This is a genomic window from Paenibacillus doosanensis, assembly GCF_025060755.1.
Taxonomy (GTDB): domain Bacteria; phylum Bacillota; class Bacilli; order Paenibacillales; family NBRC-103111; genus Paenibacillus_S; species Paenibacillus_S doosanensis.
Genome location: NZ_JANYUY010000005.1, coordinates 122,159 through 146,547 on the forward strand (window position 1 = coordinate 122,159; position 24,389 = coordinate 146,547).

Genomic DNA, 24,389 nt, shown 5'->3' on the forward strand with positions numbered 1-24,389 from the left:
AGGAACGCGCCGTTCATCATAGGACAGGGGTCTTTTGCCGCTCTCAGGCGTCTTCGTTCGAATTTACCGCATACATGCGGCTTTGACCGCACAGCCAGTCCCGCTTTACATCTGGCTGACTTGCTCAAGAAGCGGACGGGATGATTTGCGGATGACCAGGTGCGTGTCCACCATCGTTTTTACCGTGACCTGATCGTTATGTTCGATCATGCCCATCAGTTTGCGTACGGCCAATTCCGCAATCGTTTCTTTCTCAACGTGAATCGTTGTCAGCTCGGGCGATATAACGACCGCTTCATGAATATTATCGAAGCCGACGACCGACACGTCGTCGGGTACGCGAAGACCTGCTTCGGTCAGCGATTTAATCACGCTAATGGCGATATAATCGCATTCGCAGAACAGGGCGGTAGGGAGATCGCCGCTGCGCCGGCGGAATAGCTCGACCAAGTCCGGGTAGGCGGCTACAACGGTGGGGGAAGCGGTGAACGCATCGCGTTCGTCAAACGCAACTCCGTGCTCTTCCAGGCAAGCGAGGAAGCCTTGTCTTCGCATATCAAAGTTGTACATTCGATACTGGGATTGCACATAGCCGATCCGACGATGGCCTGAGTCTAACAGATGCTTAGCTCCTTGATAGGCCCCCATCCTATTGTTCATTACGACAAAATTGGCCTGTTCCGTTTCATAACAAGTGTCCAGCACTACCAGATTCGGCTGCTTGCCGCTGATCAGTCTGATTTGTTCCTTGGACAGGTTCGTTCCGAGAAGAATGATGCCGCTGGATTCGTTCTCCGTTTCCAACTGGCCGATCTGCTGTTCCAACTGGTCTGAAGGCACGGAAGAAAAGAACAGGGAATATCCGTTGGAGCGGCACTGCTCCTCAAAGCAATGAATAAGCTCCATGAAAAAAGGCTGCTGGGCATAATGTTCCAGCACGATTCCGGAATGGGTGCATGCCACAAAGCGAAGTATGTTTGAAGAGCCACTTGTTTTTTCTGTTCGCGTCTGTGCGCGCGGGGTATACCCGCTTTCCTTGGCAATATTGATTATTTTCATCCGGGTCTCCATGCTGATTCCCGGCTTGCCGTTCAACGCCAAAGATACGGCTGACTTGGATACGTTAGCTAATCTGGCGATATCGTCCATTTTCAATCAACATGCACTCCTTTGGTTATACCTTGTAATTTGCCGTATTTTTATGGAAGAATGTCACTAAACATTATACTAAATTGCCAATGTATAAACAACAAATAAAGTAAACGAACTAAAACGGTTTAGTTGAACCGGAAAATGGATCGAATTCACGTGTTATCGGGTGGAAATGCCTAATTGACAAACTGGTAGGTCAGGTATAATATGGGTGGGAATCGACGAAAACGATTACTTTTTTACGCTGTGAACTAAATTTCCAGTAGAGATTTAGTTTGTTTACATGCCGCAACAATTCGTCAAGGGGAGTGATGAACTTGATTAACAGGGGGGCGAGGGAGTCCGGTTCGAGCGTGCCTTGCTGGGGGATTTTTGATTTGGCGCTGAAAGGCCCGGCGGCGGGAAATCCGTATAGGGACATCCGGTTGGAGGCGATTTTTCGTCATGGAAACCGGACGCTGCGGACGAGAGGCTTCTATGACGGCGACGGAATGTATCGCGTTCGCTGCATGCCTGATGCATTAGGGGATTGGTCTTATATAACGTCCAGCAACATTCCCGAGCTTGCGGGAATCGAGGGGAGCTTCCGCTGTTCGAAGCCCGCCCCTGGGAGCCGCGGACCTGTCCGGGTTCGCGATGAATATCATTTTGCCTACGAGGACGGCACCGCGTATTATCCGTTCGGAACAACGTGCTACGCCTGGACCCATCAAGAAGACCGTCTCCAGGAAGAGACGCTGCACACGTTGTCGCAATCGCCGTTTAACAAAATCCGCATGTGCGTCTTTCCGAAAAATTACAGCTTCAACGGCACGGAACCCGAGCTCTTTCCCTTTGAGGGCAACCCGCGAGACGGATTTGATTTTACTAGATTCAACCCATTGTTCTTTCGGCGGCTGGAGAAGCGTATTGTGAAATTACAGCAGCTTGGCATCGAAGCGGACTTGATCCTTTTTCATCCGTATGACAAAGGGCGATGGGGGTTCGATGCAATGCCTCCCCATGCCGACGAGCTATATTTGCAATATGCGATAGCCCGCTTGTCTCCTTATTGCAATGTGTGGTGGTCGCTGGCCAATGAATACGATTTTATGAAAGCGAAGGCACCGTCAGATTGGGACCGGTTATTCCGCATCGTGCAGACCGAAGACCCTTACGATCATTTGCGTTCGATTCATAATGGAACCCGGATGTACGATCCGGCGAGCATTGTCATGTACGATCATGGCAAGCCTTGGGTCACTCATTGCAGCATCCAGCATTGGGATGTGAGTTTGGCGCATGAGTGGCAGAAGCTGTACCGCAAGCCGGTCGTCATCGACGAATGCGGCTATGAGGGCAATATTCCGCAGCGCTGGGGCAATTTGACGGGCGAGGAGATGGTACGACGCTTTTGGGACGGCGTTACCCGAGGCGGGTATGTCTCCCATGGGGAAACCTTCGTCCATCCCGAGGATGAAATCTGGTGGGCCAAAGGCGGGAGGCTGTACGGAGACAGCGGGCCGCGCATTCAATATTTGCGCAGCGTACTGGAGCAAGCGCCGCCGGGCTTGAAGCCTCTGCCTGTAAGAGATGTGCCCACCATCGGCATTGCCGGCGAATATTATTTGCAATATTTCGGTATTCACCGTCCGGCTTACCGGGTGGTGGATCTTCCAGATGACGCGCAATTCAGCATTCAACTGCTGGATACGTGGACTATGGAATCTGTTCCGCTTGACGGAACGTTCACAGGATCATGCCGGGTGGAACTGCCGGGCAAGCCTTATATGGGTCTTTTAATAACGAAGCTGACTTGATGTACGGGGGGACTGTAATGAGTATTGTTCTTCGAGGGATTACATGGAATCATACGCGGGGCTTCGTGCCGATGGCCGCCACTTCGCAGCGGTTTGCCGAACTGAATCCGGACGTCGATATCCGCTGGGAGAAGCGGTCGCTTCAGGAGTTTGCCGACGCGCCGATCGAGAAGCTAGTCGAGCAATACGATCTGCTTGTAATCGATCATCCTTGGGCGGGATACGCGGCCCGTTCGAAGGTGCTTCTTCCGCTTAACGAATATATAAACGGAGACTATTTGCAAGACCAAGCCGCCCATTCCGTCGGCGTATCCCATAAGAGCTACGAGTTCGACGGAAGTCAAACGGCTTTGGCTATCGATGCTGCCGCGCCCGTAGCTTCCTGGCGGGAGGACGTGTTGAAACGGGAGGGGGAGACGGTTCCGCAGGATTGGGATAGCCTATTGCGGCTCGCCCGCAAGAACATGGTCGCTTTCCCGGCGATTGCCATCGATAGTCTGATGAATTTCTATACGCTGTGCCTGGCGCACGGCGAAGAGCCGTTCCGCAGCGATGAGATCGTAGTGTCGGCGGAGATCGGGCAAGCTGCGCTGGACAGCCTGCGCGAGCTCGCGGCTTACTGCCGCAGCGACATCTTCGGGATGAACCCGATCGCCGTATACGAAGCGATGAGCCGGATCGATGAGATCGGTTACTGTCCGTTCGCTTACGGATATTCCAATTATGCGCGCGAGGGCTATTCGACCAAGACGCTTAGTTTTGGGGATGTCGTTTCCTTCGGCGCAACCGGACCGCTGCGAACGACGCTGGGGGGAACGGGACTAGCCGTGTCGGCCTTCTGCGCCCATAAGGAGGAAGCCGTGCGCTATGCGCAGTATGCAGCGTCCCCCGAAGTGCAGCGGACGCTGTATACGATGAGCGGCGGTCAGCCCGGACATAGGGGAGCATGGACGGATGAAGAAACCAACCGCGTCAGCAGCCGTTATTTTGCCGGGACGCTGCCTGCTCTCGACCGGGCTTATATGAGACCGCGCTATAACGGCTATTTGCATTTTCAGGACCATGCGGGCGATTGCGTGCGCGAATATATGATGCACGGAGGCAATGCCGGCCGCATCCTGGAGCGGTTGAACGTGCTGTACCGTGAATCATTGATCATATCAAAGGAGAAGCAGGCATGACGACGACCGGATATAAACCATTGGAAGGCTTGCTGGTGCTCGATTTTGCGCAATTTCTGTCGGGTCCGTCCGCAGCGCTGCGGCTTGCCGATCTGGGAGCTAGAGTCATTAAGGTGGAGCGGCCCGACGGGGGAGATTTGTGCCGGAGACTATACGTCTCCAATCTGGAGCTGGACGGGGACAGCACGTTGTTTCATTCTATCAACCGCAACAAAGAGAGCGTCTCGGCCAATTTGAAGGACCCTGAGGATTTGAAGCTCATCCGTGCACTGATCGAGAAGGCGGACGTGATGATTCAAAACTTTCGCCCCGGCGTTATCGAACGAATCGGTTTGCATTACGATGCGGTTAAGGAATGGAATCCAAGGCTGGTCTACGGGGAAATTACCGGCTACGGCAAAACGGGGCCGTGGAGCGGCAAGCCCGGACAAGATTTGCTGGTACAATCGCTCTCCGGTCTTGCCTGGCTGAACGGGAACGCGGATCAGCCGCCCGTGCCGTTCGGACTGTCCGTAGCCGATATGTTCGCCGGGGCCCACCTTGTGCAGGGGATTCTCGCTTGTCTTGTCAGGCGGTCGGTCACCGGGAAGGGAGGATACGTGGAGGTCAGTCTGCTGGAATCGATTCTGGATGTTCAATTCGAGGTGCTGACGACGCATATGAACGACGGAGGCAAGCTGCCGGAACGGAGCGCCGTGAACAATGCGAATGCTTATTTGGGAGCTCCTTACGGCATTTACGAAACGGCCGACGGTTATTTGGCGCTCGCCATGGGCTCGGTCGTACAGCTTGGACAACTGCTCGATTGCGATGAACTGAACGCGTTCCATGAGCCTTCCACCTGGTTCACGCATCGCGACGAGATCAAAACGATCTTGAAGCGCCATTTGCACTCGAATACCACTTCTTATTGGATAGCCCGGCTGGAGCCGGCGGATTATTGGTGCGCGGACGTGCTGAACTGGGAGCGGCTTCTCTCCCATGACGCTTTCCGCGAGTTGAACATGACCCAGCAGACGGTGAACGGGAACGGGGCTAAGCTGACGACGACCCGCTGTCCGATCCGCATCGACGGTCAATTGCTGTTCTCTCCCGTCGGAGCGCCGAAAATCGGCGAGCATACCGCGCAAATTAAAGAGGAGGTGATGCCGGGATGATCCGTTCGCAGTATTACGAGGAATATGAGCTCGGTGCCTTCCGGGAGTCGTTCGGCAGAACGATCACCGAGACGGACATTGTTATGCATGCCGGACAGACCGGAGACTTTTACCCGCATCATATGGATGCGGAGTGGTGCAAGCAGCAGGATTTCGGGCAGCGGATCGCCCACGGCACGCTTATTTTCAGCGTCGCCGTCGGGATGACCGCGACGGAGGTAAATCCCGAGGCGTTTTCTTACGGCTACGATCGGCTCAGGTTCGTCAAACCGGTGTTTATCGGCGATACGATTCGTGTGCGCGTCACGATCCATGAGAAGAAGGATCACCATAAACGTCCCGATTACGGGATTGTAAGCGAGCGCTGCGAAGCGACGAACCAGCATGGAGAAACCGTGCTCGTCTGCGACCATCTGTTAATGGTAAAAAAACGGAGCGAATAGGAGGCGGACGGCTTGAATTCATCGGATACGAATAACCGGAACGTACGGAAATTGCGGCTTATATCGCGGGAATTTGCGGGCTTTGAAGCTTCGTTCGGCGTTCAGGCGGAGCATTTCGAGAAGCTTTCCGGCTGGAGGGTAGAGCGCGAGTTCGAAGAAATTCACAAGCTGTACGACCGGATGGTCACTTCTCGGGAAGCGCTAAGCGGAGCTCATGATTTATTTCTATGCGTTACGGACTGGCTGCCCGAAGCGATCCGGGAGGGGCTCTTGCTGCCGCTTGACCGGTTTTTGCAGGAAGATCCGCCGGAGGGCTGGCCAGATGCATGGGCTCCTAGCATGCGCGGTTTGCAGACGGGAGAAGACGGCCGCATCTACGGCATCGCCTATCATGACGGTCCGGAGATGTTCATTTACCGCAGCGATTTGTTTACGGACGGCGAAGAGCGGCTCGCGTTTGCCCGGGAATACGGTTATCCGCTGGATGTTCCGGCGACATGGAAGCAGTTTGTGGATGTGGCGAAATTTTTTACCCGCCCGGAACAGGGAATGTACGGGGCTGTGACCGCGTCGTTCCCGGACGGCCACAACAACGTGTACGATTTCCTGATTCATCTATGGAGCCGAGGCGGCCATTTGTTAACGCCGGACGGAAAGGCTGCGTTCCAGCATGAGGCCGGACGCGAAGCGCTGCAGTTTCTTGTCGACCTGATCCATAAGCATCGGGTCGTCCCGCCCGAGGCGCTGGAGATGGATAGCGTCCGCAGCGGGGATTATTTCGCCCAAGGCGGCGCAGCGATGATGTGGAACTGGGCCGGCTTCGCGGCCGTGGCGGATATGCCGCACATGTCGAAAATTACCGGCAAAGTCCGCACAGGCCTTATTCCGAAGGGGGACGGGCCGCAAGGGCGGCATATGTCGCTCAATATTTACTGGATTCTCGGCATTGCCGCCGGCAGCCGAAACCCGGAGGCGGCATACCGGTTCATTAAGGAGACGGCGTCGGCGGAGATGGATAAAGCCACTTCGCTATGCGGCGGCAACGGGACGAGATTGTCGACCTGGAGGGACGAGGAGGTGCGCCGGCAGTTTCCGTATTACGAGCATATCGAACGGGTTCATCAACAGGTGAACAGTCCGCCGCCGATTCCCGAGTATCCGGCGATGAACGAAGTGCTGTCCCATATGGTGAACGACGCGCTTCGTCTGAAGAAGGATGTCGCATCGGCGCTGGATCAAGCGGCGAAGCAGATTGACGACATTTTGGCGCATAGGCGCGCGTGAGCCGGCAAGCAGGATTTTAACCTACTCAAGGGCCTGACTATGCAAGCAAGAAATCCGGGGACTACAGCACTCGGAGGAAGTATAAACGTATGCGCGCCGCCGCATTCCACCGCTTGTCAGGTGCTGTTGCCGCTAACGCCGCATGATCACTGTCATTTTGCATATATACCTTCTACGCGGTTCATCGGACAGACTCATATATAAAGAAGAGGAGGATTTCATATGGTTATGGAGCCGCAGCGGGCAGGCTCGCTTCAAGTGGATTACAGGCCGAAGCTGCCGATAGACCGATCGAGACCGATCGGGATTGTCGGGGCAGGAGAAATCGTCGCCCAAGCTCACTTGCCGGCCTATCGGATGGCTGGGTTTCAGGTAGCGGGCATTTATGATATGAATCAGGCCAAAGCCGAGGAACTGGCGAATCGGTATCCGGGGATGAAAGTATTTGCAACGCTGGAAGCGATGCTGGCCGATCCGCAAATTCAGATTGTCGATATAGCCGTTCCGGCCAAGCACCAGCCTGACATTGCGCTCAAGGCGGCGTCTTACGGCAAGCATCTGCTGTGCCAAAAGCCGCTCGCAGAGACGTTCGGGCAAGCGCGGGCGCTTGTCGACGCTTGCGCGGCGGCGGGAATCAAAGCGGCGGTCAATCAGCAGATGCGCTGGTCGCCGGGCATACAGGCAAGCCGCAGTATCGCGGCGCGCGGTTGGCTGGGACAACTGCTGCAGGGCACCGTTCAAGTCAATGTGCATACTCCGTGGGAAAACTGGCCGTGGTTGACGCAAATATCGACGCTGGAGGTTATGTACCACAGCATTCATTATCTGGACTCGATTCGTTATGTGCTGGGGCTTCAACCGGAATACGTATATGCGGACGGCGCCAAAATTCCAAATCAGCCTTATGCCGGCGAAACAAGGACGATGATCCATATCAAATATCCGGGAGACGTTCGAGCGCTCGTCCATGACAATCATAACAATCGGATGCCGCAGGAGGATTGGTATGCGACGTTCCGGTTCGAAGGCACCGAAGGGGTAGTCAAAGGTACAAACGGAGCGCTGTATAATTATCCGGAAGGGCGAGAGGATACGATCAGCCTGTACAGCAACTTGCTTGAACCCGGCACTCTGTATGCGCCGAAGCTGGAAGGGCGTTGGTTCCCCCATGCTTTCATGGGAACGATGGGAGAATTGATGCGGGCGATTGAGGAGGACCGCGAACCGGAGAACAGCATAGCGGATAATTTGATCACGCTACGCACCGTGTTTGCGGCGTATCGTTCGATGAGCGAGAACAGACCTGTCTACGTAACGGAAATAGAGTAAATTACATTACAGCGGACGGATGACCGCGGACTGCGACTTTATTAAGGGCGCTGCGCATCCGTTTTTTTGTTGTTTAGGAAATGATGCGCAGCCATATCCTGCGGATATCCGTGGGCTCCCCCGAAAGGAAAGTCTACCCATAAAACGATCCCTGAGGAATGGTTAGACGCCGATCCAGCTTAGGCTGGATGCGGACGGAATAAGCTTCAGAGCATCACGTCACTTTTGGGGGATTGGTTCCGTTTAACCGGAAGAAACCACAAACGACGCGCCGTTAAGCCGTTCGTCTGCGGTTCCGCTTTAAGCAGTCAGCCAATTATTTGGACTTTTGCTCGGGTTCTCCTATAAAATCTTCTTCGATTCTGTTCATCATCTCGGCAACCGCGTCGCTGAGCATATCGGTCGCCGTGCAGTTTTCCTGATCCGCCGGCGTATTGATCCCGGCAACGGTATACGATGTTTCGTTAAAAAGATCTTTCTCGTCTTCGTTCATAGCCAAGGGCAGCTCCTTCCTCGTCGATGCATAGCCTATTGTGCCACTGCTGCTGGATAAATATGCATAACTCGTTCCGGAAGAAGCTTGCGTAAAACGAGCGGAAGGACCGGCCACGAATATATCGCCACTCTTCTAGGCTGTCTGCATATAGGGCCGGTTTAATCTGGAATGAATGTTCTGGAGCTCAAGCAGCAATATGTCCAATTCTTCGCGCAGGGAGTGCAGTTCCGCATAGTAGCTTTTTTGGAGAGCGGCCAGCTCGTACTTGGTACGTTTACTGAATCGGATATAGTCCTCATAGCAAGCGTTGGAACGATCGACAATAGGGGCATTCATAACATCCACTCCCTTTAAATGGTCGTTTCTCTTTATGGGTAAAATAGTAAATCTGTAAGCATTTTCAAGTCAATAATAAAAATGTGAATATTCTGATAATTTTTTGATCTGTTCACGGGTAAACCGCTTATGGAGGGAGGATGAACATGGCATAATGAGCTATGAGAGAAGCTGTTCGTTCCCTCGGTGAAATTTTGTAACGGGACAAACCGTTTGTCAAGCGGCCGGTTTTCCCGGAAGGAGCGGGACTCATGAAGGAGATGTACATAGGATTACCGCATCGCCTAACCGGAGCTCCTTGTACCATTTTACAAGAACGGCAAATTTGCCTGCTATTGCGCATTTCGACGCTTTGCTGTCCAGCCGCGGCATCTGCTCTTCGCCGGATCGGGAGCGCCGCTTGACCGCGCAAAAAATAATGTGCGGGAACTATGAAATGACGATCAACCCTCATTTGAAAATCGCCGATGCGATGCTGGACTCGGACGTGACGCAGGAGCAATTTCGCGATATCCTGAACCGGCATGTGTTTTTTTGGCCGACGCTGCAAGCTTGTCGAAAGATGATGGACACTTATACAAGAAGGGAGCCCGCTACAGAGTTTGCCGTCCTTCGCCTGGATGCGGGAGCGTTCTTAACCGACTTCTACGATCGTATCAAATTGTCCAAGTACGATTCCGGCAGTTCTCCGCGTTATCCGAACCGGTGCTTCTATAAGAAAAGCGCTGCGATGTTTCTGCCGCTGGAACGGTTTGGGCTTACGGACGATTCGCTGGTGCCGGGCAAGCCTTCCGACATCCTGGAGGTACTGGTGGAAAAGGAAGCGGCGCCTATATCCCCTTATTTGCAAGCCGTTTATACGAGCCGAAGCGAGAGTGTTCCCGGAAAGTGGAAAAAACTATGGCGGACGTACGAGGAGCTGCAATGCCGTTCATGACAAAACCCCCGGTCCGATTGTGAAGTGCACCTCCAATGGTTGGCGCATATCTAGCGACTGTGGGCATCTCAGCGATAAGCCGGGGGTCTTCGTCTTACTGCCATTAACGATGTAAGCGGCGCCTTGCCATCCCCCGCTCGTGCGGGTCAGCACCAAGTCTGGCATCATGCTGATTGGCCCGTTCAATACTTATTCCTTGCTGACAGCATGGCCGCCTGAATTCCGCTTTGATACGGCTTTTTCGTCTTAGCCGAACCGGCGTTGGTTACCGTTTACAGTCTTGAGAAACTGCGGTAATCTATTGATACTGGGAGGCGGAGATTCAGGTGAATTTTTTTAAGGCTTTGCTGCGCTACTTTACTGTCTACAAGCTGTTGTGCGGCGTTTTTTTGTTCAGTATTTTTTTTGAAGTGGCGTATGCGGTGGCGGCCCCGTTGAGTCTCAAATATTTGGTGGACGAGGCTTTTGCTCCGAAAAATTTTCAAGTGTTCATCGTCATTTTGAGCATTTTGCTCGGCGGGGGACTGCTCAATATTGCCGCAAGCGCCTGCGGAGATTATTCGCTCGGGAGGGTCAGCGGCGAAGGAATCCGGCAGCTGAGAAACGAGTTGTTCGCACATTTGCAGAAGCAGTCGCTGCCGTTTTATCAGCGGTATAGAGTCGGTGATCTGGTTACGCGTTTCGCGGAAGACATGGCTTCGATAGAGAGGGTTATCCGTATTTCGCTGCCTTTTTTTTTGAAGGAAGCTTTGAGCATTTTGCTGGGCCTTTTTATGTTGTTTTCGATCGAATGGAAGCTCACCTTGGCCGTGCTGGCCGGATCGGCTCTTATGTTCGCGGGCCCCAGACTGCTGCAAGGGAGAGCCGAAGCCGTACACTCCGGCTACAAGGAGGCTCAAGAGCGGTTTTCCAACACGATCGACGAGATGGCGAAAGGACATAAGACGATTAAAGGATTGCATCAGCAGCAGCGCTTCCGGGAGCTTGCCCGAGAGCAAATTCATAATCTGTTTTCTTTGGGATTTAAAATGCATATGACCAATTCCTTGATGGAGCGGCTGCCGCTAACCACGTTGCTGATTTTGAACGGAATTATGATCGGCTTCGGCGGTTACCTGATTTTCCATGACGAGATGTCGGTGGGCGGGTTTATGGCTTTCTTTACCTTGTTTATGAGCGTAGGACAGGCAGGCTCCAATGTGTCGTTTCTGCTCCCGAACCTGATTGATTCGCGTATCAGCTTCCGCCGGATAGGGGAAATCCTCGAGCAGCAGCCCGACGTGCCGGAGGCCGCGCAGCCTGCGGAGCTTCCTGCAACATTTGCCGGGATTCGGATGGAACGGGTCAGCTTCGGTTACACCGAGGATAACTTGCAGTTAAAAGACGTCAGCCTGCATATCAAGCCGGGCACGTACGTCGCCTTCGTAGGACCCAGCGGGTCGGGCAAAAGTACGGCGCTGCAGCTGCTATCCCGTTTCTATGATCCGAAAGACGGGATCGTGGCGATCGGTGAGCATGATCTGCGCACGGTCAGCGAGTTTTCGCTGAGGTCGCTTGCGACGCTCGTTACGCAGGAGACGTTTCTCTTCCATGCGACAATCCGCGACAATTTGCTGCTGGACAATAAAGGCGTGACCGAGGCGGATATGATAGAGGCGGCGAAGCAGGCTAGAATCCACGACATCATCGCAGGCTGGCCCGAAGGCTATGACACCTGGATTCACCATGAAGGGGGTTCGTTGTCGGGCGGCGAGCGGCAGCGTATCGCCATTGCCAGAGCGCTGCTGAGAAGACCGCAGCTGCTGCTGCTCGATGAAGTGACCTCGGCGTTGGACCCGGCTACGGAGGCGGATATTAATCAATTGCTGCGGCGCATTCGCGGACATCGGACGATCGTATCGGTAACTCACCGGCTGGCCTCTGTCGTAGACGCGGATACGATCTACGTGTTTCAGGACGGCCGCATCGTCGAGTCCGGCGCCCATCCGGAGCTGCTGCAGCTTCAAGGGCTCTACAAGAGCCTGTGGGAGAAGCAGCACGGATTCCACTTGTCCGAAGACGGACGCCGCGCCACGGTCGATGTCGAGCGTCTGGCGAAGCTTCCCTTCTTCCAAGGAATCGAAGCGGCGCTGCTTGAGAATATCGCCGGTTTATTCGCAACCGAAACTTGCAAAGAGGGCGAAGTGATCGTGCGCCAGGGAGACGAGGGCGGCAAATGCTATATTCTGGTCCGCGGCAAAGTAGAAATTTTGAAGTATACGCCTGAAGCGGGAGAGAAGCGGGTAGCTGTTTTGCAGGACGGGGATCATTTTGGCGAAATTGCGCTTTTGAAGGACATTCCCCGCAATGCTACAGTCCGCGCGCTCGGTCCGGCGGTTCTGCTGTCCGTGAGGCGCGAGGCCTTCTTGCAGCTGACGGCGGAGTACCCGCAAATTCGGAGAACACTGGAGGATACGCTGCAGCAGCGCATGTAGGAGTCGAACTTATGAAAGGGGGAGCGCGATGAAGATAGAGTGTATGCGTTGTACGACAGATGAAGATTTTGCCCGAGCCAGTTTATTTATGCTGGAAAACCGGCATGATTTTCATCGTTCGTTTACGGTTGTCGATGCCATCGGTTTATTGTATTCCTATACGTCGCAAGGCCATTTGATTCAGGTAAGGGATGTCGGCGGGCGAGTCATCGGCGTGTTGGCCTATTACCACGGGACGCCGGAGAAAGAGTTCAAGGACAAAGAGGTCGCATTTGCCGATATGGCGATCGCCGACCGGGCTCACCGGAAGACGAAGCTTTTTGTGCAGGGACTGCGGTTTTGGGTAAACGAAATCGTCAATGAACATCCTGAAGTGGAGGAGCTTCGATTAGCCGCTTTGCAAGAAAACGGCTATTTATGCCGATTATACTCCAAGTTTAGCGAAATGAGTTATACGCGCGAGGGGGCTCTCGGGCCAGAAATTGTCTTTTGTGTGAAAGTTAACAAAATAATGGCTATTCTAAAAAAGTTCGACAAGGTATAATACATTTTAGAGACAGCGAATTTTATTATGAAAAGAAGGAGGCGAATCCCTCATGTTTCCACCAGTAGGGTTTGGCAATAAAGACGTTAAAAAAGGCAGCGGCTTTGGAAAGCTCGTCATCATCAACGACACGCTGAGAGCGCAACCGGCATCCAAATAATGTCATACGTATTTCGTCCTTGCTTGCTTGAAATGGACTTTGAAGCGTATGTCAAATATTTGCTGCAGCGGCATGATGAATTGAACCTGCCGTATTCTTTTGCAGTCAAGCTGGGCTTCCTGGGAAGCCCGCTTATTTTCGGTAAGGCTATGCTCATATGGAATGAAGAGCCTTACGAATTGGCGGGAGCGGCAGGCTTTGTCTACGGCACCGGCGCAAATCAGTACGAGGATCGCCATATATGCCAGATCGAGGTCGCTTTTATTGACAAAGCTTATCGGGGAACGACGCTGTTCCTGCGAGGCTTGCAGGAGCTGCTCCGTCTGATTCGTTCCGATAACCCGGAGGCAGTGCAGGTGCAGTTCTGGGTCCCTGCGGGCGATACGGGTCTTGCAGGGCTGTTGTCCAAATTCGGCCGACTTCCCGGTTCGACGCAATCCGTTGTGAATGAACTGGTCTTATACACGGTCGTTATGGACGAACTGGAGACATACTGCCGCCGCTTTGGGGCTGCTTGAAACAAAATAGGCGAAGAAGACTGTCGGGAATCGCTCGATGGTCTTTTTTTACCACATAGAGGAGACGAACGGGATGGACGATGAAGCGGCGAGAGAGCAATTAAGCATCAAACTGGCCGAAGCGGAGCAGGCTTTGAAGGAAGCCGAAGAGGAATATGCCGTTTACGTAAAGCAGCTGGATCATTACAAGAGGGCAATTCAGGAGCAAAAGGACGTCATTCTGGCCATAAAATCGCGAATGGGGTTGCAGCTGCAATAACCGCAAAATGAGCCGGAATGCGCGGCAGCCGCGGGTTTGCAGGCTCGCACCGATATGGAAGCAGTTTGAAAAATGGACATTTATGACTTTATTCTCATTGTTTCATTCCATAGAATGTAATATAATACGATTCGGAGGGGAACATATGAGCGCACACCAGACAGAGAAGGAAAAGCATTTGCAGATGGTTTACAAGAACAACGTGGTTGTGGCCATGGATAATCAGAAGTATATCGTGGTTCACAGCAAACGTTCCGTCAAGCCGCTGCTGCCGTTCGAGATTTCGCAAGAAGTGCTGGAGCAGTGGAAGCGAAGAGATAACCGAATCGCCGTAACCGATACGCCATATAAGGAGCTGTTTGCCGCAGCGGTGAACCGTTCCGATCATAAGCTGGAGTACATAGCCGATTTTAACGATATTGAATTTAGCGACGAATAGTCATGACGACGAGCACTACCGAAACAAAGCAAAGGATGAGCGCTGGGACAGCGTTCATCCTTTTTTCGCATTCGCTTTCCGAGGTGATTTCATGGAGAGCTCGAGGCGGATTTAGGAGCCTTGTTTCCGGACGCAGCCCATCAAGCCGTGCAGCGTCGTTACGAATTGATGTCCGGTGAGACGGCCGAGTCCGCCGTATACGCAGTCGAGCTCGGTAAACTGGAATACCCGGTCTCTGCGCAGGCTGGGTCCATAGATGAGCACGGGCACGGGATCGCCGGTGTGCTCTCCGACTTCGCAAGGAGTGGAGTGATCCGCTGCAACCGCCAAATAAGTGTCTTCCGGCAGCTGGTCGGCGATCAGGCCGACCATTTCGTCGAACCGCTCGATCGCCTGCACTTTGCCGCGCGGATCATTGTCATGCCCTTTTAAATCCGGCGCCTTCATATGAACGTACACCATATCCTTCGCTGCGATTTGCTCAAGGGCCCACTGCGCTTTGAGCCGGATATCGGTGTCGAGGTTCCCGGTCATAGCGGTATGGGTGAGAGCTTCGAACCCGGCTAGCCGGGCGACTCCCAGCACGGTGCTCTCGCCGGCGATGCAGCTGCCCGTTATACCCCGAAGGCGCGTTATCGGCTCCAGATGCGCGGCCTGTCCGGCTCCGCGCGTCAAGATGAAGTTGGCGGGCAGCAGTCCGCGCCGGATGCGTTCTTCATTGACGGGATGCGACCTGAGCAGCTCATGCGATTTCTGTAAAAAGAGGTTCAAGCAGCGGGCCGTTCGGCGTGCTTCCTCCGACGCATCGAGCGCATGGACTTCATGATACGGATGCCCGTCGTTAGGCGCATGAGGGTCCGAGTCGCTGATCCGGTCGCTCAATCCGCTGCCGCGAACGATCAGGACGGCCCGGTGCTCGGTGGCCGCTCGCATATAGACGCGAACGCCGTCTTCGAGCGTCATGCCGTTCAGCGCTTCGGCGATTTCCGCAGTGCCCTGCCGGATGCGGCCGGCCCGCCGGTCCAGGACGATCCCTTCGTCGTCTACGGTAGCGAAATTGCAGCGAAGCACGACGTCGCCGGGCTCCACCGTCATCCCGACGCCGAGCGCCTCTATCGGCCCGCGTCCGGGGTAATGCTCCGGCTGATAGCCGAACAAGATGAGATGGCCCATATCCGTTCCTACCGGAATGCCGGGGCCGATCAAATCGATCATACCGGTAATGCCCTGCATGGCAAGCCGGTCCAAATGATGGCGGCTTGCCGACTCCAGCGGCGTCTTATCATGAAGAAGCGGATGCGGGCGGTCTCCCAGCCCGTCTGCGATAGCGACGATAACTTTTCTGCGCAATGTAATGTCCTCCAGTATGCGTTATAATCCGAGTATTTTGAACCATGTAAACAAAGACAGGCTGATGACGGCGGCGCCGATAAAACAAGTCACAATGGCATATTTGACCTGATCCAACACAGTGAAATAGCCGGTTGCAAAATAAATCGTATTGACTTTGGAATGCGGCGGCAGCGTGATCGTATACGTCAGCGTCATCGCCGATGCGAGCGCGAGGGCGACGGGGTCCATGCCGAGCGATTTGGCGAGCGCAATAAACGCCGGGATGAGAATCGTGACCCGAACCGTCTTGCTCGTAAAGATCAGGTGGCTGTACATGCTGAGAAAAACGACAAGCACATAGACTAAGGCGTGGCTCATATGCTCCAGGCCCAGCCCGGCGATCACCTTCTTGATCATCCATTCCGCGCCTTTGGATTTATCCAGCGCATTGCCGACGGCATAAGCCCCTGCGGCGAAAATCATCAGATCCCACTTGATATTCGCTTCCTTCCAGGTCAGCAGTCCGATCCGGGGGAGCAGGCAGAGCAGGGCGGCGAGAACGGCGGTCTGCTCGGTGCTGATTTCAAAGCCGAACCAGCCTTTCTGGTAATCGCCCGTAGCCCACAGAATGACGGTAAGCGCGAAAATCAGCGTCGCTTTTTTCTCGTTCAAGGAAAAGGGCCCGAGTTTTTTCAATTCTTCCTTCAACGTGTCGGTCGCGTGTTCGAAAGCCGATTCGCCTTTGATCGAGAACAGCTTGAGCCCGATGAAGAACGTGATCAGCATCGTAATAATTGCCGTCGGCATGGAAGCCAGCAGCCAGTCCATGTAACCGATGTGGCCGCCCGCTTGGTCGTTGATGAACCCGACCGCAATAATGTTGCCCGCCGTGGCGGTCATCACGCCCGAGGTGGCGATCGCATCCGCCTGCACGCCCTGCAGCAGCATAACTTTCCCTAGGTTGCCTTTGCCGGGAATCGATTTGTAAATATCGAGCAGGATGAGGCAAATCGGCACCATCAGCGTAGCTCTCGCCGTCGTGGAAGGGACGAAGAAGGCCAGGATGAAATTGATCAGCACCAGCACGAGCAGCGTTCGCACCGGCGTCTTGCCGAATTTCGTCACCATCCACAGCGCGAAGCGGCGGCCGAGGTTCGACTTCATAATAGCGGAAGTGAGGACGAAGGCGGACACCATAAGCCATATGACGTCAAAGCCGAGCGTGCCGAATGCCGCTTCCTGATCCTTCACCGCTCCGGTTAGCGGAAGCAGCAGGATCGACAGGAGCGAAGTCAAGTAAATGGGGATAGGGGTCGTAATCCACAGCACAAGCGCTCCCGTGAAAATCGCAATCGATTTTTGCGCATCCGGCTTCAAGCCTTCCGGCGCCGGCATGAAAAACAAAATCAAAAACACGATGATGGCGATAGGGATGCCCCACCTCTTCATCTTCTCTTCCAGCCCTTTTTTCCGTACGGGCGGGGGATCGGCGGCCGCCTTATTCACCGGTTGCACTTCCTCTGTCATCTTTGGTTCCTCCCTTGTTTTATGGTTGCGCTTTCATTATAGTCAGCGTAAAATGATAATACAATTTGATTTTATTTGAATAATCATAAGAAGATCTTATGGTTTATTTGAAGGGGATGGAGGGAGAGAGCGGGAGATGAATTTAACGAAGCTGCAAACCTTTTTGACCTTGTCGGAATGCTTGAGCTTTACCGAAGCGGCGGAGCTGCTCTATTGCTCGCAGCCGGCCGTCAGCATGCAGATTCAAGGGCTGGAGCACGACATCGGCAGCCCGCTGTTTGACCGCATCGGCAAAAAGCTGTATTTAACCAAGCAAGGCGAGCTGTTTAAGCCTTATGCCGAGCAGATTGTCAATTTGCTGCAATCGGCGCGGGATCATCTTCAGCAATTGGATGATTTGACGCACGGCACGTTATCTTTCGGAGCAAGCAATTTCGTCGGAGTATACCTCTTGCCCGCTTTGCTCGGCGAGTTCAATCAAGCTTATCCGGGGATTAGAATCAATATGAATATTACGTCGTCCCGGCAGCTCATCGATATGCTGGAGTCGAACAAGGCGGAGTTTCTCGTGATCTCCGACCAGATCCCGCTGGACGATGCGCGGCTGCAGGCGGCCACTTTCTACAAGGACGAGCTTGTTCTGATCGCCAAGACGGATCATGCTTTTGCAGAGAGTGGAGCATGCGCCATCGAGGATTTACGAGGAGAAACGATGCTGTGGAAGCCGAAAAAATCGGCCACCCGGGCCTATTTGGAAGGCAAGTTCGCGGAATACGGCATTTCGTTCCGAAGCGATATGGAAATTAGCAATCTGGAGGCGATCAAGCAGGGGGTGATTCACGGTTTGGGGTTGTCCATCGTGTCCAAATTCGCCGTCGCGCAGGAAATCCGCAGCGGCTTGCTGGCTTCCATTCCGATTCAAGGCGTCAAGCTTGAGCGGGGAATCCGTTATGTGTATTTCAAAAACAAGCTTCTTTCCCCGGCGTCGAAGCAGTTTATTCAAATGCTGGAGCGCGGAAGGATGTTCGATCGCCAAGCGGCTGCCGGCTGCATGACGGCGGTTGCGAAAACCGATGAGCCGCATGCGGGCTGACCGGCGGCTTCGACCGCCGTCTTCTCTAGAAATACCGAAGCGCGAATGTTCGGCGAACGCGAAAAAAACCTCCAATCTCGCCTGATACGGCAGGATTGGAGGTTTTGAACTGCTTCCGCAGACGCGTCCGGGAATGGAATTACAGCTTCACCCAGGCGACGAGACCGTCCGGCTGATCCGGGTTAATGCCCTGGCGCTCGGCGCTGCTTAAGGCGACGATTTGCGGGATGAAAATGAACGGAATGCCTTGCGCCGCGACGTCAAGCTGATTGTCGGAAATGACGGCCAGATCGACGAATTGCTGCGGCACCGCTTCGGCGCGGTCGGCGAAAGCGATGATTTTGGCGCCTCTCGCTTTAATGTCGCGCATAAGGTTGCTCTGATGCTCGGTGCCGTCTCCGGTTAGCGCGGCGATTACGAGCGTATCTGCGCCGACGGTTACCATAGGACCGTGGCGGACGTCCAGCAGGTGGAAGGAATGCGCCTGTACTTTGGCGATTTCGGTCAATGCGATCGCCCCTTCGGAGGCGAGTCCTTGCAGCTCGCCGTCAGCAAGCACTACCGCGTTCGTCCATGCGAAGTCGGCCGCTTGGCGAATGCCGCTTTCCACGCGCTTCATGTAGGCTTCGCCTTGCTCGATCGCCGTCCCAATATCGGCGATCAGCTTCTCGTCGCCGCCGATGAAAGCGTTGATAAGCAAATTGGCGACATACAAATTCGTTACCGTTCTGGTTTGGCATACGCTGTGATCGAACGCCCAAGGCAGTTCCAGGGACAAATCGGCTTTTTGCGACAACGGGGAATCCGTTACGCAGGATAGCGCTACAACCGGAACATGCTTCTCAGTCCGGATGAGGCGGACGGCTTCGACGACCTCGCTGGTGGAACCGGAGCGCGAAGGCGCAATCAGCAGCGTGTTCTCCAGCAAAGCGCGGTAACGCTGCGGGTTGAGCATCAAGTCTCCGCCCGCCAAAGCGCTCGCAGGAAGTCCTGCACGCAAACGGCTGGAGAAAGCGGCGGATTCGCTTAAGCAGTAGCTGGAGCCGCAGCCGACGAAAGTAATCGACGAGACCGCTTGCTTGCGGACGAAGGCGACGATGTCTTCGCGCTTGGACAGCATATAATTGTAGGTTTCGCGTAAAGCGGAATATTGCTGGATAACTTCGCTATAAGTTAAACTCATGAATGATGACCTCCTATAGAATACATGGGTATGTAAGGACAGTTTAAATGAAATAATTAGAAATATCAATCATAAAATGATTTTTTCCGTCAAAAAAATGATTTTTATAACCAAAACGCAATTTTGTCGGTGTTGATTAAGGCTTTATTATCATTTCGAATCGATATTTTCACTAAAAAAGATGGAATAAATCATGATGTAAGCTGTATGCGATCGCGATGATGAAATAAACGATCAAAATTTGCAGGACGCTTAAAACATTCGGACATAAAGAAAAGCCAAGGGACTTCAAATCCGCAACGAAGCGGAGGCGAGGTCCTTTTGGCTTATCCGGGGTTTCGTTTCGCGAAGACAGCAGGGTAGGCCGGTCTCTTGACGGAGGTTACGGCTGCTGCGGTACGCGCCAGTCGCTCGACTGCCGGAACATCGGCTCGAACGGCAGCAAAATTTTGACGGGCAGCGGGTACGGAGATTCGATGCACTGCAGCATCGTTTTGGCGGCGACGATTCCGATTTCGAACGTCGGGATATGAATCGTCGACAGCGGCGGCACCGTATAGCGCGACGGCTCGTTATCGTCGAAGCCGACAATGGCGAAATCCTGCGGGATGCGGTAGCCTTTCTCCGAGATGGCGCGCATCGCGGCCATAGCCATAATGTCGCTGGCCGCAAATACGGCCGTCGGGAGGGGGCCGCCGGGCTGATCGAGAAATTTCAGCATCAGCCGGTATGCATTGTCCGGCTCCCACTCGGCGCTCAGCACATGCTCCGGGCGGACGGCAAGGCCTGCCTGCTCCAGCGCGCTCTTGTAGCCGCGGTACCGCTTCTCGCGGTCGAAGTCGCCGGACAATCCGGTGCCGCCGATGAACATAATGTCGCGATGGCCCTGCCCGATCAGATGCGCGACGGCTAACCGGGCCGCCTCGACCCGGTCGTAGGAGATCGTAGGTATGGTCGGGTCGGACACGTCGATACCGACAATATGCTTGATATGTTTTTTGATATGGCTGTAAATGCTGCTGTCGATCCCTTCAATGAGAATGACGCCCTCGACCTGCGCGTCTTCCGTCACTTCACGGAAAATGTCCGGCCGTTTCAAATCTTCCAGCGTATGGGTAAACGAGAGCTTGTAGCCGTGCCTGGACAGCTCCTTGTCAATTCCTTCGAAAATAACCGAAAAGTAGGGATGGTAATGACGGTCCTGCATCGTCGATACGATGCAGCCGATTCCTTTGGCCGCAGATTGCGGCTCTTGCGTCGGCGGCTTGACAGGATAGCCGAGATCGCGTGCGGCGTCCCAAATTTTTTGCTTAGTAAGGTTGTTGACCGCGCGGTTGGACTCGTTGGCCAGCACGCGGGAGACGGTAGAGATGGAGACGCCGACACGCTCGGCGATATCTTTTAATGTGGGCATATCTATAACCTGCCTTTTCACCATGTCAGACTTATTTTTGCGGCAAAATCCTATCATCTATGTTAAGTAAAAATAGGCGCAAGGTCAACTGAGTTTTGTGCAAAAACGATGAAAATTACAGTAAAATTTGCGGCAAAAACATGAAAAATAAACGTTGACGACTTCTTTTGAATGCGCTATATTTTTCATGTGAGCAGGGTGAGCAAGTGCAAAATCAACTTGAAAGGAGGAATAATCATGCGTTTTTCAAAATTTGCCGCAATATTTTCCGTAATTTGCGCAACCGTTGCGATTTCGGGCTGTTCGTCGGGAAATAACCCGGATGCAACCGCTGGGCAAGGTAAAGTAAAGCTTGTTTTTTGGGGGCATCAGGAAGACGCTTTCGTCGACGCCTACAAGAAGCTGATTGAAGAATATCAAAGCGAGCATCCCGATGTGGAGATCAGCTTCCAGGCTTTTCCCTATGAAATTTACAATCAGAAGCTGAAAGCTTCCTTCTCGGCCAGAACGCCTCCCGATATCGCCGAAATGTTCGGCACCTGGGTACCGGAATATTCGCGGAACGGGGCGCTGGCCGAGCTTCCGAACGGGGAGGCGCTGCGCAAGGAGTACTACGACGCTCCGCTCGGCGGCTATATGATGGGCGGCAAGCTGTACGGATTGCCGATGGAGTACAACATCGAGAACGGCGGCATGCTCATCCACCCGCAGATGCTGAAGGAGAAGGGGATCGAGCGCCCGCCGGCCACCTGGAACGAACTCGTCGAAGATGCGAGGAAGCTGACCGTGCGGGATGACAAAGGCATTAAAGTAAAGGGCTTCGACTTCGTATCCGGGGATAATATTACCTTTACGTTCCTTTCGCTCATTTTGCAGCAGAAGGGCAGCTTCTGGGGAGAGGACGATCATGTGAATTTCCGGACCCCGGAAGCGGTTAAGGCGATGACGGCGCTGAAGGCGCTTGTCGCCGACGATCGGGTGACGGATTTGACGGCCTTCGGCGGCCAGCTCGACACTTCGGATTATTTCTTCCGCGGCAGCTCCGCCATGACCTATCGCGGACCGTGGACGATCGCGGCGGGCTTAGACAATTACAAGGTTCAGGATTTCGACTATGTGCCCGTGCCGTCGTTCACCTCGGAGAAGCCGGTGTTCGCAGCGGAATCCGGCTGGGGAACCGTCGTCGCCGAGAAGAGCAAGGCGCAGGCGGAAGCGCTCGATTTCATTCAATTTATGGCGCGGAAGGATCATCTGAAAGCATGGAATCTCGGCACCTTTACGGTTCCGGCCAAGAAGGAGGTAGCCGAGGACCCCGAATTCGTCCGGCAAAATCCGTATATGAAAACCTCGCTTGCGGTTCTCCGGTACGGGGAGTGGATCGGTCCCATAGCGGACCGCGATTACTTCTTCAAGCAAGTGAACGACCATTTCCAATTGATCGCAACGGGGCAGGAGAGCGTGGAGGCCGGCCTCCAAACGATGGAAAGAGCGATCAACGACAGTCAGGACAACCATAAATGATCGGAGTGTCAGGGGATGAATGAAGCGACTGTGATGAGCGATAACAAGCCAATGCAACCTGTAAAAAAGAAATCCGTCCGTTACCGGAACGAAAGGCGGTTTGTATTCACTTTTTTAACGCCTGTGCTGCTGTTGTTCGGCGTATTTGCCTTCCTGCCGATTGCCTGGAGTCTCGTTTTATCCGTATTTCAATACAATCCGATGAGCGATCACGCCCGATATGTCGGCGCGGCGAATTACATGCGAATATTGACGGACGGCGTCGCCTTGAAATCGCTGTGGATCACATGCAAATTCGTCGTCATCACCGTCATCGCGAATCTGGTCATAACGCTGGCGATCGCGATGGCCATTCAGCGGGTGCGGGTGCGCTGGCTGAAGAATTTGTTCCGCACCGTATTTTTCCTGCCGACGATTGCCCCGCTGGCCGGTACGGCGATCGTCTGGAGCACGATGTTCAGCTACCAGAACGGGCTGTTCAACATGGTGCTGGGCAAGCTCCATCTGGCTCCCGTCCAATGGCTGAGCGACCCGCATTATGCGCTGTTTTCGGTCATTCTGATGACGCTGTGGGCGGATATCGGCTACAATATCGTGCTTTTCATGGCGGGTCTCGATTCGATACCGGAGATGTATTACGAAGCGGCTATTTTGGACGGGGCGAATCACTGGTATCTGTTCAGGCATGTGACGCTCCCGCTGCTCAGCCGATCGACGCTTTTCGTTACGATCACCACCGTCATTTCTTATTTCCAGGCGTTCCCGCAGTTCCAGATTATGACCAAAGGCGAGCCGTTCAATGAGACGAGGGTGCTGGCGCTGCATATTTACGATCAGGCCTTCTCCAACTCGAATATGGGCTACGCTTCGGCTTTGGCCACTTTGTTCCTGGTCATTATCTTGCTAGTCACGCTGCTGCAGCTGAAATGGGGCCGTACGCAGTGGGAGTATTGACAGGAGGCTAAATACTATGCATCGCAAAAATGTTTGGATCGACTCCGCCGTCATTGCAGCTCTCGTGCTGACGGCCGGCATGATGCTGATTCCTTATCTGTGGATGGTGCTGTCTTCCTTCAAGGACAACATGGATATTATCTCGGATTCCGGCGGCTTCCTGCCGCAGCATCCCAGTCTGGAAGGCTACCGCACGGTGCTGGAGGACGCCCCGTTCGGGACATGGCTGCTTAACAGCGCCGTTACTTCGGTCATCATCACGGCGGCTACGCTGTTCACCAGCGCGCTTGCGGGCTACGTGTTCGCCAAGCATCAGTTCCGGGGAAAGCGGATTTGGTTTCTGCTCGTGCTGGCGACGATGATGATTCCGTTTCAAGTCATTATGATTCCGACGTATTTGATTACGGCCAAGCTCGGGCTTATCAACAGTTTGACAGCGATCGTGCTGCCGAATCTGGTCAGCTCGTACGGCGTATTTCTGGCGAAGCAATTCATCGAGGAGATCCCGCACGATCTGCTGGAGGCGGCCAGACTGGACGGGGCGGGCGAGCTGAAGCTGATGGTGCGCATCATTGCGCCGCTGATTTTGCCGATGCTGTCGGCGCTCGGCATCTTCACGTTCATGAATGCCTGGAACAACTATTTATGGCCGCTGATCGTGCTCAACGATATCGACCGAATGACGGTTCCGCTGGCGCTCGTTTATTTTAACGGCACGCATGTCGTCAATTACAATGTCGTCATGTCGGCGGCGGTCCTGATTACGATTCCTGTCATTATCGTGTTCCTTATTTTCCAAAAGCAGTTCATTAAAGGCTTGACGATGACCGGCATGAAATAAACAAATAATGGAGAGA

At 53.9% G+C, this 24,389-nt stretch carries 23 protein-coding genes; 16 read left to right on the forward strand and 7 right to left on the reverse strand.

Annotated features, from left to right (window positions below):
• Positions 1-105: 105 nt before the first annotated feature.
• A complete protein-coding gene (locus N0M98_RS06530; protein WP_310943267.1) occupies positions 106-1,149 on the reverse strand; it encodes a LacI family DNA-binding transcriptional regulator in 1,044 nt (347 codons plus the stop codon).
• 314 nt (positions 1,150-1,463) lie between these two features.
• Here N0M98_RS06530 and N0M98_RS06535 point away from each other — a divergent pair, with 314 nt between their 5' ends.
• From N0M98_RS06535 to N0M98_RS06560, 6 genes are all read left to right on the forward strand, one after another.
• On the forward strand, positions 1,464-2,951 hold the full coding sequence (locus N0M98_RS06535; RefSeq protein WP_375295448.1) for a DUF5605 domain-containing protein: 1,488 nt from the start codon (positions 1,464-1,466) through the stop codon (positions 2,949-2,951).
• A 17-nt stretch (positions 2,952-2,968) separates the two neighbouring features.
• Complete coding sequence (locus tag N0M98_RS06540) at positions 2,969-4,132, forward strand: ABC transporter substrate-binding protein (protein ID WP_259617314.1); 1,164 nt, start codon at positions 2,969-2,971, stop codon at positions 4,130-4,132.
• Positions 4,129-5,289 (forward strand): CaiB/BaiF CoA transferase family protein, encoded by a 1,161-nt coding sequence (locus N0M98_RS06545; RefSeq protein ID WP_259617315.1) that lies wholly within the window; start codon positions 4,129-4,131, stop codon positions 5,287-5,289. Before N0M98_RS06540 ends, N0M98_RS06545 begins: the two co-directional genes overlap by 4 nt.
• Positions 5,286-5,732, forward strand: a complete 447-nt coding sequence (locus N0M98_RS06550) for a MaoC family dehydratase (protein WP_249863982.1) — start codon at positions 5,286-5,288, stop codon at positions 5,730-5,732. The genes N0M98_RS06545 and N0M98_RS06550 overlap by 4 nt, the downstream gene beginning before the upstream one ends.
• A 12-nt stretch (positions 5,733-5,744) precedes the next feature.
• On the forward strand, positions 5,745-7,016 hold the full coding sequence (locus N0M98_RS06555; RefSeq protein WP_249863981.1) for an ABC transporter substrate-binding protein: 1,272 nt from the start codon (positions 5,745-5,747) through the stop codon (positions 7,014-7,016).
• A 222-nt stretch (positions 7,017-7,238) separates the two neighbouring features.
• The gene (locus N0M98_RS06560) at positions 7,239-8,345 is read left to right on the forward strand and encodes a Gfo/Idh/MocA family protein (RefSeq protein ID WP_249863980.1); all 1,107 of its coding nucleotides are present in this window, start codon (positions 7,239-7,241) and stop codon (positions 8,343-8,345) included.
• 316 nt (positions 8,346-8,661) lie between these two features.
• On the opposite strand, the gene N0M98_RS06565 is transcribed toward N0M98_RS06560, so the two are convergent.
• Both N0M98_RS06565 and N0M98_RS06570 read right to left on the reverse strand, forming a co-directional pair.
• The gene (locus N0M98_RS06565) at positions 8,662-8,844 is read right to left on the reverse strand and encodes a hypothetical protein (RefSeq protein ID WP_249863979.1); all 183 of its coding nucleotides are present in this window, start codon (positions 8,842-8,844) and stop codon (positions 8,662-8,664) included.
• A gap of 129 nt (positions 8,845-8,973) precedes the next feature.
• Positions 8,974-9,177: a hypothetical protein gene (locus N0M98_RS06570; RefSeq protein WP_249863978.1), complete on the reverse strand. Its 204-nt coding sequence runs from the start codon at positions 9,175-9,177 to the stop codon at positions 8,974-8,976.
• 298 nt (positions 9,178-9,475) lie between these two features.
• Between N0M98_RS06570 and N0M98_RS06575 the strand changes: the two genes are divergently transcribed.
• The 6 genes from N0M98_RS06575 (at position 9,476) to N0M98_RS06600 (ending at position 14,508) form a co-directional block, all read left to right on the forward strand.
• A complete protein-coding gene (locus N0M98_RS06575; protein WP_375295449.1) occupies positions 9,476-10,114 on the forward strand; it encodes a DUF7002 family protein in 639 nt (212 codons plus the stop codon).
• 326 nt (positions 10,115-10,440) lie between these two features.
• Positions 10,441-12,588 (forward strand): ABC transporter transmembrane domain-containing protein, encoded by a 2,148-nt coding sequence (locus N0M98_RS06580; RefSeq protein ID WP_249863976.1) that lies wholly within the window; start codon positions 10,441-10,443, stop codon positions 12,586-12,588.
• A gap of 28 nt (positions 12,589-12,616) precedes the next feature.
• Entirely contained in the window at positions 12,617-13,132 is a 516-nt protein-coding gene (locus N0M98_RS06585; RefSeq protein WP_259617316.1) for a hypothetical protein, read from the forward strand.
• Positions 13,133-13,291: 159 nt separating this feature from the next.
• Positions 13,292-13,810, forward strand: coding sequence for a hypothetical protein (locus N0M98_RS06590; RefSeq protein WP_259617317.1), 519 nt, complete (start codon positions 13,292-13,294; stop codon positions 13,808-13,810).
• Positions 13,811-13,883: 73 nt separating this feature from the next.
• Entirely contained in the window at positions 13,884-14,069 is a 186-nt protein-coding gene (locus N0M98_RS06595) for a hypothetical protein (protein WP_249863973.1), read from the forward strand.
• Between the two features lie 145 nt (positions 14,070-14,214).
• A complete protein-coding gene (locus N0M98_RS06600) occupies positions 14,215-14,508 on the forward strand; it encodes a hypothetical protein (RefSeq protein ID WP_249863972.1) in 294 nt (97 codons plus the stop codon).
• 111 nt (positions 14,509-14,619) lie between these two features.
• Here N0M98_RS06600 and apgM read toward each other — a convergent pair whose 3' ends face one another.
• Both apgM and N0M98_RS06610 read right to left on the reverse strand, forming a co-directional pair.
• Complete coding sequence (gene apgM, locus N0M98_RS06605; RefSeq protein ID WP_259617318.1) at positions 14,620-15,858, reverse strand: 2,3-bisphosphoglycerate-independent phosphoglycerate mutase; 1,239 nt, start codon at positions 15,856-15,858, stop codon at positions 14,620-14,622.
• A gap of 21 nt (positions 15,859-15,879) precedes the next feature.
• A complete protein-coding gene (locus tag N0M98_RS06610) occupies positions 15,880-17,367 on the reverse strand; it encodes an SLC13 family permease (protein WP_249863970.1) in 1,488 nt (495 codons plus the stop codon).
• Positions 17,368-17,503: 136 nt separating this feature from the next.
• Here N0M98_RS06610 and N0M98_RS06615 point away from each other — a divergent pair, with 136 nt between their 5' ends.
• Entirely contained in the window at positions 17,504-18,460 is a 957-nt protein-coding gene (locus N0M98_RS06615) for a LysR substrate-binding domain-containing protein (RefSeq protein ID WP_249863969.1), read from the forward strand.
• Positions 18,461-18,599: 139 nt separating this feature from the next.
• Here N0M98_RS06615 and N0M98_RS06620 read toward each other — a convergent pair whose 3' ends face one another.
• On the reverse strand, positions 18,600-19,643 hold the full coding sequence (locus tag N0M98_RS06620; protein ID WP_249863968.1) for an SIS domain-containing protein: 1,044 nt from the start codon (positions 19,641-19,643) through the stop codon (positions 18,600-18,602).
• Between the two features lie 382 nt (positions 19,644-20,025).
• Positions 20,026-21,057, reverse strand: coding sequence for a LacI family DNA-binding transcriptional regulator (locus N0M98_RS06625; RefSeq protein WP_249863967.1), 1,032 nt, complete (start codon positions 21,055-21,057; stop codon positions 20,026-20,028).
• Positions 21,058-21,294: 237 nt separating this feature from the next.
• Here N0M98_RS06625 and N0M98_RS06630 point away from each other — a divergent pair, with 237 nt between their 5' ends.
• Genes N0M98_RS06630 through N0M98_RS06640 form a run of 3 tightly spaced genes read left to right on the forward strand, consistent with a single transcriptional unit; the run spans position 21,295 to position 24,373 of the window.
• The gene (locus tag N0M98_RS06630; protein WP_259617319.1) at positions 21,295-22,578 is read left to right on the forward strand and encodes an ABC transporter substrate-binding protein; all 1,284 of its coding nucleotides are present in this window, start codon (positions 21,295-21,297) and stop codon (positions 22,576-22,578) included.
• A gap of 15 nt (positions 22,579-22,593) precedes the next feature.
• The gene (locus N0M98_RS06635) at positions 22,594-23,532 is read left to right on the forward strand and encodes a carbohydrate ABC transporter permease (protein WP_259617320.1); all 939 of its coding nucleotides are present in this window, start codon (positions 22,594-22,596) and stop codon (positions 23,530-23,532) included.
• Between the two features lie 16 nt (positions 23,533-23,548).
• Positions 23,549-24,373: a carbohydrate ABC transporter permease gene (locus N0M98_RS06640; protein ID WP_259617321.1), complete on the forward strand. Its 825-nt coding sequence runs from the start codon at positions 23,549-23,551 to the stop codon at positions 24,371-24,373.
• Positions 24,374-24,389 lie beyond the last annotated feature (16 nt).